Source organism: Leisingera sp. ANG-DT (assembly GCF_000813785.1).
Classification (GTDB): Bacteria; Pseudomonadota; Alphaproteobacteria; order Rhodobacterales; family Rhodobacteraceae; genus Leisingera.
This window is the reverse complement of the sequence record NZ_JWLE01000054.1, coordinates 1-6,977: the sequence shown is the minus strand read 5'-3', so window position 1 is coordinate 6,977 and position 6,977 is coordinate 1. Positions and strand designations below refer to the sequence as shown.

The 6,977-nt window shown below is 60.7% G+C and carries 9 protein-coding genes and 2 pseudogenes; 1 reads left to right on the top strand and 10 read right to left on the bottom strand.

Annotation, left to right across the window (positions count from 1 at the left end; translation table 11 throughout):
* From RA21_RS21490 to RA21_RS21455, 10 genes and pseudogenes are all read right to left on the bottom strand, one after another.
* Positions 1–628, bottom strand: a 628-nt coding sequence (locus RA21_RS21490) for a caspase family protein (RefSeq protein WP_039152570.1), incomplete at its 3' end; no start/stop codon positions are given.
* 130 nt (positions 629–758) lie between these two features.
* The gene (locus RA21_RS21485; protein WP_019297435.1) at positions 759–1,085 is read right to left on the bottom strand and encodes a hypothetical protein; all 327 of its coding nucleotides are present in this window, start codon (positions 1,083–1,085) and stop codon (positions 759–761) included.
* Between the two features lie 2 nt (positions 1,086–1,087).
* On the bottom strand, positions 1,088–1,474 hold the full coding sequence (locus tag RA21_RS21480) for a response regulator (RefSeq protein ID WP_039152568.1): 387 nt from the start codon (positions 1,472–1,474) through the stop codon (positions 1,088–1,090).
* Between the two features lie 39 nt (positions 1,475–1,513).
* A pseudogene (locus tag RA21_RS23305) lies at positions 1,514–2,049 on the bottom strand (CheR family methyltransferase); the annotation flags it as partial.
* Positions 2,050–2,051: 2 nt separating this feature from the next.
* Positions 2,052–2,313 (bottom strand): annotated as a pseudogene (locus RA21_RS23300) (chemotaxis protein); the annotation flags it as partial.
* Between the two features lie 41 nt (positions 2,314–2,354).
* Entirely contained in the window at positions 2,355–2,837 is a 483-nt protein-coding gene (locus RA21_RS21470; protein WP_019297432.1) for a chemotaxis protein CheW, read from the bottom strand.
* Positions 2,827–3,657, bottom strand: coding sequence for a chemotaxis protein CheA (locus tag RA21_RS23295; RefSeq protein ID WP_446720203.1), 831 nt, complete (start codon positions 3,655–3,657; stop codon positions 2,827–2,829). Before RA21_RS23295 ends, RA21_RS21470 begins: the two co-directional genes overlap by 11 nt.
* Positions 3,658–3,760: 103 nt before the next feature.
* Positions 3,761–4,870, bottom strand: a 1,110-nt coding sequence (locus tag RA21_RS23290; RefSeq protein WP_241483543.1) for an Hpt domain-containing protein, incomplete at its 3' end; no start/stop codon positions are given.
* Between the two features lies 1 nt (position 4,871).
* Positions 4,872–5,246 (bottom strand): response regulator, encoded by a 375-nt coding sequence (locus RA21_RS21460; protein WP_019297430.1) that lies wholly within the window; start codon positions 5,244–5,246, stop codon positions 4,872–4,874.
* Entirely contained in the window at positions 5,243–5,530 is a 288-nt protein-coding gene (locus tag RA21_RS21455; protein WP_029204938.1) for an STAS domain-containing protein, read from the bottom strand. Before RA21_RS21455 ends, RA21_RS21460 begins: the two co-directional genes overlap by 4 nt.
* 413 nt (positions 5,531–5,943) lie before the next feature.
* Here RA21_RS21455 and RA21_RS21450 point away from each other — a divergent pair.
* On the top strand, positions 5,944–6,977 hold a 1,034-nt coding region (locus tag RA21_RS21450; RefSeq protein ID WP_039152566.1), incomplete at its 3' end, for a cache domain-containing protein.

The following is a 6,977-nucleotide window of genomic DNA, read 5'->3' as shown; positions in this document are numbered from 1 at the left end:
GTGAATTGCTGCCGCTGCCATCCAAAGCCACCTGGCCGTCCTTGGCGGCAAAGGCCACCAAGGTACCGCGGTCCGGGTCTGCCGGGGCCATGCCGCCGCCGCCGCGGGTAGTTTCCGTGGTTTGAGTTGTTTGTTCGCTGCTCTGTTCCAGTGCGATGGAGTCGCCCAGCGGATTGTCGCGGCAGCTGTCCAGGATCACGATCCGCATCTTGCGGGCCCGGTCGACCGCGCCGAGCAGCTGTTTCAAGGACAGCGACTGCCGCTGCACATCACGGTTGCTTGCGACTTTGGCATCTGCCGGGATCAGAAAGTTCTCGCCCTGCACCTCAATCCCGTGGCCGGCAAAATAGACCAGCGCCAGATCGGCGACTTCGGACCGGAAGGCAAAGTCATCCAGCAGCTGTTCCATCTCAGACGTGCCCGGATCCAGCGCCAGGCTGACGTCGAATCCGATGCCTTCCAGTGTATCCGCCATGGCAACGGCGTCATTGCGGGTATTTTCCAGCGGCGGCAGGTACTGGTAGTCCGCAACCCCGATGACCAGGGCTATGCGGTCAGTCGCAGCCTGCGCGCCGGCGGCGAGCAGCAGGCAAGCGGTGAAAATTAGGGGTTTGAAGAGAAACGACATGCGGATACCTGGGTTAGCGAATTCAGCTATGGCCCAATGTAGTCCTTAGCGGCAGAAAAGAAAAAGAAAATCCGCCGCTGGCAATAGCGGCGGACAGACCCTGCCCGAACCCGGACAGGGTCTAACTGTATCAGGTGCTGGCCATGCTGCCAGCCGACCGCAACCGGTCGCGCAGCTTTTCCAGGGTGACACCGGCCGCTGCCGCAGGCAGGTCCGCGGGGCCGGCCTCATCAACCTGGGCCTGCACGCGCCGGTAGAACCCGGAGAGCCCCGACAGTGTCTGGATAACCAGGTCGAAGTCCTGCAGCGAGCGCAGCTCCTGACTGGTCGGCGCGGTTCCCCGCTCCAGAACGTCGAGGACGACGTCCTCCAGCGCTTGCATCTGACTGCGGAGCTGTTCCATTTCCCACGCGGATGCGGCGCAGAGCTCGCCGAGGGCTTTGTCGGGACGCTCCATGATCAGAGCCGCCCGACGACCTGTTCGATGGCCTGCTTCATGGTTGCCACCGTGAACGGCTTGCGAACAATATTGTTCAGGCCGATCTGCTTGCCAACCTGGATGATTTCCGGTGTCGGCTTGCCGGTGACCAGGATGAAGCCGACACGCTGGGTCACCTGATGGCTGCGCAGCGCCTTCAGCAATCCGAGCCCGTCCATGCCTGGCATGTTGTAATCGGACAGCACCAGATGAACCGGGGTCTGGGTCAGCTTCTGATAAGCGCCCTGACCGGAGTTCTCGACCATGTAGTTCTTGATGCCGATCTCATCCAGGCTCTGTGTGATGATCCCCCGGCTCGTCGACATATCGTCAACAACCATGACGCGGAGAGAGTCTTTCAAGCTCATTTTTCTTTCCTTCTGCTCTGCTTGCAGCCGTGGACAGGGTTACCTGCCAGCGGGTGAGTTGACATAAGTGGTGATCCCGGCCGTCTTCAGGTGCTGCGCCGCCGGGCCTGACATGCGCTCGGAGTGACCGATGAAGAGGGTGCCGCCCGGGTTCAGGGCATTCTGGAAGGCGCTCCAGACCTTCTGCTGGGTCGGGTTGTCGAAATAAATCGCAACGTTCCGGCAGAAAATCGCATCGAACTTTCCCTTGAAAGGGAAGGGTTCAATCAGGTTCAGCACCCCAAAGGTGATCAGCTTGCGCAGGCTGTCCGGCAGCCGCCCGTCCGGGTCGCGCTTGGGCACCAGCTTGCTGTATTTGGCGTCGATCTGGGCCAGCTCGTCCTCGGGGTACTTGGCCGCCTGGGCATGGCGCACCACCACCGGGTCGATGTCGGTGCCCAGGATCTTGATGTCCAGATTTGCGGCTTCCGGACAGACGTCCAGCAGTGTCATCGCAATCGAGTAGGGTTCCTGCCCGTTGGAGCAGCCCGCCGACCACAGCCGCACCCGGCCGCCACGCCGTGCCTGTTCCACCANNCGTTGCGCAGGGTTTCGAAGTGATGCGGCTCCCGGAAGAAATGGGTCACATTTGTGGTCAGCAGCGACAACAGCCCGCTGCGTTCCTCGTCGGCATTGGGGCCGTCCAGGCTGGCAAGGTAATCCTTGAAGTTGGTGATGTTGCGCTGCCGCAGCTTGCGGGCCAGGCGCGACGACACCAGCGGCTTCTTGCTTTTCGCCATCGCCAGTCCGAAGTTCTTGTGCGCGAATTGCGCAATGGCTTCGAATTCCTGGTCTGACAGCGAAAAGCTGTCCGCGTTGGGAGTGATAGTACCTTCTGCGCTCACGGCATCACCTGCTCCGGAGCCGAGATCACCGCATCCAGATTGATGATGCGCACCATGGTGTCATCATGCGAGATGATGCCCTGGATGTACTCCATCGTGTTGCGGCTATCCACCGGCGGGGTGTCCTGGATGTCGTCCGGGTTGATCGAGATGATCTCGGAGACCGATTCTGCCAGCAGGCCGACCGGTTTCCCGTGCACGGAGACGACGATGACCACATTGCGCTCGCTGGCTTCGGTCTGCTGCAGGCCGAAACGGGCGGAGAGGTCATAAATCGGGATCACCGCACCGCGCAGGTTCATCACCCCGAGCACGTCGGCGGGTGCATGCGGCAGGATGGTCACCGGCGACCAGCGCCGGATTTCCCGGATCTGGGTTATCTTCAGGCAGAACGCCTGACCGGCCACGGTGAAGCTCACAAACTCGCTGTGTTCAGCGTGTTTCACTTCCTGATCGGTTTGCTTCACTTCAGCTTGCATTGCTCATTCTCCGCTCGGTGTCAAAGGCGGCCGCAGTGGGCGAGGCCGCGATGATGCTTTCAGGGTCCAGGATCATGGCGATCTTGCCGTCGCCAAGGATGGTTGCCGCAGCGACGCCCGGGATCTCCCCGCAGACGCCGTCCAGGCTCTTGATCACCACCTGGCGCTGATCGTGGATGTCATCCACCGCCAGGGCGCAGCGCTGGCCGGTTTCGGTCTCCACCAGCAGGTAGACGCCCGCTTGCTGATCGCTTTCGCGGTAGAGCCCAAGGCCGCCGGCCACATCGCAGATCGGCACGAAGTTGCCGCGGATCGACAACAGGGTGCCGTCGGCGCCCAGGCTGTTGATCATGTCGTCGCTGCCGCGCATGGTTTCGACGATCGAGGTGATCGGCACCACCATGGTCTGATCGGCAACCGACACCACCATGCCGTCCATCACTGCCAGGGTCAGCGGCAGGATGATGGTGAAGGTGGAACCTTTGCCCGGCGAGGATGAGATGTTGATGCGCCCGCCGAGACCGGTCACCGCATTTTTCACCACATCCATGCCAACGCCGCGGCCGGAGAGATTGGAAATCTCCTTGGCCGTCGAGAAACCCGGCGCAAACAGAAGGTTGTCGATCTCGCTGTCGGTCAGTTCCGCATTTTCCGGGATCAGCCCTTTCTCGATCGCAATCTGTTTCACGCGCGGGCGGTTCACACCGGCCCCGTCGTCCTTGATCTCGATGCAGACACTGCCGGAACGGTGGGAGGCAGACAGCCGGATTTCACCGATTTTGGACTTCCCGGCCGCTTCTCTGTCGTCTGGCTTCTCCACACCGTGGTCGACCGCATTGCGCAGGATATGCGTCAGCGGGTCTGACAACCGTTCGATGACAGTCTTGTCGACCTCGGTGTTTTCGCCTTCGGTGACCAGCTNNCCCTTCCAGCTCTGTCTCCACATCCCGGGTATCCGAGACGTTCAGGTTGGCGATCTGCTGGGCCAGCATCGAATGGTTGATGATAAGCTCCCCGACAGCGTTGATCAGCCGGTCCACCCGCTCGAGTTCGACGCGGAGCGTCGGCTTGGGACCGCCGCGCTGCTCCTGCTTGCCGCTCTCGGCTTTCGGGGCCGAGGCCTTTTCTTCGGCAGCTGCCGGCTTGGCTTCGGGTTCAGGTGCGGGGACCGGCGGCTCAAAAGGGGCTGCAGGCGCCTCCCCCTCAGGGGCAGCTGCGGCATCTGCGGCTGGCGGTGCAGCGAACATCGCATCCAGCGCGGCCAACGCATTGGCTTCCGCCTCGGCATCGCCATCACCGTTGATCGACAGCTCGCACAGGCCCTCGACGAATTCGAACACGGCCTCAACCTTCGAACGCGTCTCCTTGGTGACCAGCACCAGATCCCAGGCCAGATAGGCTTCGCTCATGTCCATGGCATCAAAGCCGGGCAGCTCATTCTCGTCCATGGTGACGGTCAGCTCACCCAGATCCTTGAGCGCCTGGAACAGGAAGAACGGCTCGTTGCCGGTGCCATACATTTCCTTCAGCGGCTGGAAGCGGATCCGGTAGGTCTCTTCCTGCGGTTCCGCCGGGGCGCCGCCCAGATCGCCAAGATCCATCATGGGCGCCGGGCCGCCGAGCCCCATCGGCTCGAAGGTGAGGTCTTCCTCTTCTTCCGGAATGTATTCATCCAGCGCCGCCAACAGCGTATCATTGTGCGCTTCGTCTATCTCGCCGCCGTCCCGGGCAGCCTCGACCAGTGCTGACAGTTGATCGCTGGAGCGCAGCAGCAGCTGGATCAGCTTCTCGTCCAGCTCCAGCCGGTTGGAGCGCACTTCGTCAAACACGGTTTCGAACCGGTGGGCGAAAGCCACCAGATCATCGAGGCCAAAGGCCCCGGCGCCACCCTTGATCGAGTGCACGGCGCGGAAGATCGCGTTGACAACCTCAGAGTCGTGATCGCCTCCTTCGATGGCGGTCAGACCCTCATCCGTTGCTTCAAGGAGCTCTTCGCACTCCTCAAAGAAGGTATCCTGAATCGAACCCGACATCTTAGGCCGCAGCTCCAGTCACGCGCTTCAGCGCAAAGATCAGCGAGGCATCATCAAACGGCTTGGTGATCCAGCCGGTGGCGCCAGCGCCGCGGGCACGGGCCTTCAGTTCAGGTGCGCTTTCAGTGGTCAGCACCAGAATCGGAACCTTGGAATTGATACCGGTGCCGCGCAGCTCCTCGATCACGCCGAAACCGTCGAGGTTGGGCATGTTGATGTCGGTGATCACCACGTCCGGATCCACGTCAGGGTACATGTCCACTCCCTCGCGGCCATCGACCGCGCAGTGATATTCAAAACCGGCCTCTTCCAGGGTCGCGGCCAGAAGATTCCGGATGGTGCGGGAATCGTCGATTGCCAGAACTTTGGTTTTCATGCTGTTTCCTCGTCTTCAAAACGGTTGGGCTCCAGCCCCAGAAGCGTCAGGGACTTGCGGCAGGATTCTGTGATGTTGGTGACTGCGAAGCCCGCCCCCTCGGACCGCCACTGCTGCTCTGCGCCAAGCAGAAGCTGCAGGCAGCGCGAAGGCATCAGGGCAACGCCGCTGCAGTCGATTTCGACTGCCTTTGCGCGCGCTCCCTGCAGGAAGGCGATCAGCGGATCCAGCTCCGCGAAGGCGTTTGGCAGATCCAAAACGTGCTTTTGCGTTTCCGTAGTCATTTTCGGCGATTCGCACCCCCGTTGTCGGCGATCAGTTCGAGTTCGATGGGGCAATTCTTAGGTGGCGGGACTTAACATTTGATTGCCGTCAGCCGCGCCAGGAGGGGGATTCATAAGGAGACCGGCGAAAATTTCGCGTCAGAAACCCGATCAATTTTTATCTGTGTTCTGACGGTCCGGAGAATCACCTGCGGCGGTTCAGCAGGCGTGTTTTCAGGGCTCCGCACAGCCTGCGGATGCATCTTTACCAGACCTTCAGAAAGTGACGCCGGAGCGCAGCAGAATCCGGCATGTTTCTGCATCGAAATGCGGCATGCGGCATGCGCCGTAAGCGGCAAATTAACACCTGGGACGCATTCTGACTGGCATCACTATTGCGGTGGCCTAGACCGCACTGCTCTTAGGAGGACGGAATGAAAACGTTCAAATCGCTCAAGCTGGCACATAAATTGCCATTGTTTGTTGTTGGGTTCGGTGTGCTTGTGACGGCGATTCTCGTCACCATCAGCACTATCAGCTTCCAAAAAAGCGCCGAAAAAACTGCGGAAGACCAGTTCCGCTCGATGGTGGCGGACCGGAAGTTTTCGGTGCAGACGCTGCTGGACGGAATTCATGCGGATGTGCAGACGCTGGCGGCGGTACCGTCAACAGCCACTGCCATCGAATGGCTGACAATGACCTGGAACGATCTGGATGGAAATCCAGGCCAGATCCTGCGCCAGGCCTATATCGACGACAACCCGAATCCGATCGGGCAGAAGCATCTTCTGGTGCGCGGCAAGGGCGAGTCGCCCTATCACATGCATCACGAGACCTTCCATCCGGCCTATAAGACGCTGATCGAAAGCAAAGGCTACTATGATGCCTTCCTGATCAACCTGGCCGGCGACATCGTCTACTCGGTGTTCAAGGAAAACGACTACGGTACCAACATGATGACCGGCCCGTTCAAGGACTCAGGTCTGGCCGACGTTTACCGTGCCGCCCTTGAAGGCAGCCGCGGCGAGGTCTTCTTTGCGGACATGAAGCCTTATGCGCCCTCCGGCGGCGCAGCTGCCGCTTTTGCAGCCTCTCCCGTGGTGAACGATGCCAATCTGACTGTCGGCGTGCTGGCGGTGCAGATCCCCGTGGATCTGCTGGGGGCCATCGTCAACAACGACCAGGGCATGGGGCAAACCACCCAGATATATCTGGCAGGCTCAGATATGCTTGCGCGGACCACATCGCGGTTCGAGGACGGCTATCAAGTTCTGTCGCAACTGCCTTCGGTCCCTCAGGTTACCACTGCATTTGACGGCGAGTCGCACGTCCAGAAAGGCGTCCCTGGGCTAAACGGCCATGCTGTGCTTGCTTATTCCGAGCCGCTGCCGCTGGAATTTGCAAATTGGGCGATCATCGCCGAGCAGGACTGGGCGGAGCTGATGGCCCCGGCAGCTGAGAAGCGCAA

Bases quoted from the DNA above. Each gene is read 5' to 3' on its own strand.
- RA21_RS21485 (WP_019297435.1), bottom strand. From the start codon at position 1,085: ATGGAGCGTCCCGACAAAGCCCTCGGCGAGCTCTGCGCCGCATCCGCG.
- RA21_RS21480 (WP_039152568.1), bottom strand. From the start codon at position 1,474: ATGAGCTTGAAAGACTCTCTCCGCGTCATGGTTGTTGACGATATGTCG.
- RA21_RS21470 (WP_019297432.1), bottom strand. From the start codon at position 2,837: ATGCAAGCTGAAGTGAAGCAAACCGATCAGGAAGTGAAACACGCTGAA.
- RA21_RS21460 (WP_019297430.1), bottom strand. From the start codon at position 5,246: ATGAAAACCAAAGTTCTGGCAATCGACGATTCCCGCACCATCCGGAAT.
- RA21_RS21455 (WP_029204938.1), bottom strand. From the start codon at position 5,530: ATGACTACGGAAACGCAAAAGCACGTTTTGGATCTGCCAAACGCCTTC.